Raw genomic sequence first — 2,037 nt, 5'->3', positions numbered from 1 at the left:
CGGAAGAACGCCGACTGGGTGCACACCGGCGACTGCTGGGCGGCCACGAAGAGCGGCCGATGCCACCCGGCCACACACGCCCAGGCCCTGGAGGCGCCGCGCCAGCAGCGCGCCTGCTGTTCACCGGCCCGGCGCGGCTTCAGTCGCGCCGGGGCAGCCTGATCCAGGCGCTCGCCACAGTAAGGCAGAGGGCTGACAGCACCCGCCGCTGTGCGGCATCGGGCGCGGCCCGGTGCGAATTACGGCGTTCGATGGCCCTCATGTGCACACTTCCGTAAGGTGGTGTGCATGACGGAGACGACCTACTCGATCGTGGAAGCCCGCGCCCGCCTGGGCGCCATCGCGCGCGAGGTCAGCGCCACCCGTGAACCCGTCGCCATCACCGACCACGGCCAGACCGTCGCCATACTGGTCAGCCCCGCCGACGCCCTGGAACTGCAGGAACTGCGGGCTCTGGCCGCCTACCGGGCCCGCCAGGAGCACGGTGAGGACGCCGGCGTCTCCCACGACGAGGCGTACCGGCGCGTGTTCGGCGGTACCGAGGCGTGAACTACGAGATCATCTGGGAGCCCGAGGCCCTCGCCCAGGCGGAGCGGTTCGCCAAGGACGATCCCGATGGCGTACGGCAGGTGTTCACCGCCGTCGACCGCCTCGCCAACAACCCCCGCCCCGACGGCGCCTTCGGCAGCGCCGACCTGCTCCGCATCCACGTCGCCCGCTACCGCGTCATGTACGAGATCAACGATCAGCAGATCCGCGTCACCGTCATCCACCTCGGACGCGTACGCTGACCCCCCCGCTTCGGAAAACGCACCCCTTTCGGGACCGCGGATCGGCGCACTGGCCCGGTGACGCCCTGGCTGCGCCGCCGCTGCTTGGGGCTCTGGTCTCCTCTGCACCGCGACGTCGACGGCACCGACCCCACCGCGAAAAGGACCGCTCGCCTCATCTGGGCACTGCTGGATCGGCATCGACCCGACCCGCGAGCTCCTTGAGCGTGGCGTGCCACTGATCAGCTTCCAGCGCCACCAACCCCGGGTCTCCACCCTCGTCTCGGTTCGCTGACCAGCTTCAGCCGTCAAACCCACTCCTTCATCCGGGGTCGCAGCGCCAGGCACGTCGTCGCGGTCGCTCCCCGCCAACGCACGGGTCGGGCTAGCCGACGTTGCGCCAGAACAGCAGGATCGGTCGCTCCCCACACGCCGGTCTGGAGTTTCGGTCGCTCCCCACACGAGAGGGTCGGACGCGAACTCCGACGCCTGCGGAGACTCACCCCGCGGTCGCTCCCCCACACGAGAGGGTCGGACACTTAGTGACCAGCAGTGTTAGACCTGCTTTGCCGTTCCTGTCCCACACGACCAGCTCGCCATCGAGGACCAGGCCCTCAGGCAGATCCGCGGCCGCACGTACCAGCTCGGGGAAGCGGGCCTGGATCAGGCTGCCCCGGCGCGACTGAAGCCGCGCCGGCCCGGTGAACAGCAGGGAGCGGTAGGAACTTCGGCTGAAAGATCAGACGACCCGGCAGCGCGCCCGGCGCAGGCACGCTGTCACGGGCCTGCGCCAGCATCGGTTCCACCGGCGGCCGCAGCACCATACGTCCGGTCTACGGCCCGGCCGCAGCTCGCGCGAGCGGGCCCGACCGCACCGGCCTGGACACCCCCAGCCCCGCCGTGACCTCACCCCACGCGCCCGGCTCCCCCACCCCACACCCTTCCGCCGCCGACACCAACGCCCGCCACGGTGCCGCCGCGCAGCCAACGCAGGATCAGAAGTGCCGTTCTCAAGACAGTGAGCGGAGTGGGGTATACCGCCCCACGACAGCCGCACCCGCTGCAGATACCGCTCTACGACAGTCACCTCTCCCCCACTCAAGGCCAGAACAGCGGAAACCTCTCGGCCTGACATGCCGTCACTGACACCAACCCGGCACATCGCACGTGGAGTGGAAGAGGGCGCGGCGTACCGTGCGGCGGCGGCGACAACCGGTACCGCGTCCTCGACACCATCGACGTCTGGACCGAAGACCCTGGCCCTCTC

Annotated in this window: 2 protein-coding genes; both read left to right on the top strand. The window is 70.1% G+C overall.

All coding sequences use genetic code 11. The features are described from left to right. Positions 1-288 precede the first annotated feature (288 nt). The gene (locus tag AB0J12_RS39595) at positions 289-549 is read left to right on the top strand and encodes a type II toxin-antitoxin system Phd/YefM family antitoxin (protein WP_363269657.1); all 261 of its coding nucleotides are present in this window, start codon (positions 289-291) and stop codon (positions 547-549) included. Continuing rightward, positions 546-791, top strand: a complete 246-nt coding sequence (locus AB0J12_RS39590; protein WP_363269656.1) for a type II toxin-antitoxin system RelE/ParE family toxin — start codon at positions 546-548, stop codon at positions 789-791. Before AB0J12_RS39595 ends, AB0J12_RS39590 begins: the two co-directional genes overlap by 4 nt. Positions 792-2,037 lie beyond the last annotated feature (1,246 nt).

The sequence above is a fragment of the Streptomyces sp. NPDC049915 genome, assembly GCF_040656475.1.
Taxonomy (GTDB): Bacteria; Actinomycetota; Actinomycetes; order Streptomycetales; family Streptomycetaceae; genus Streptomyces.
The sequence above is the reverse complement of the archived record's forward strand: the minus strand, read 5'-3'. Positions and strand labels throughout refer to the sequence as shown.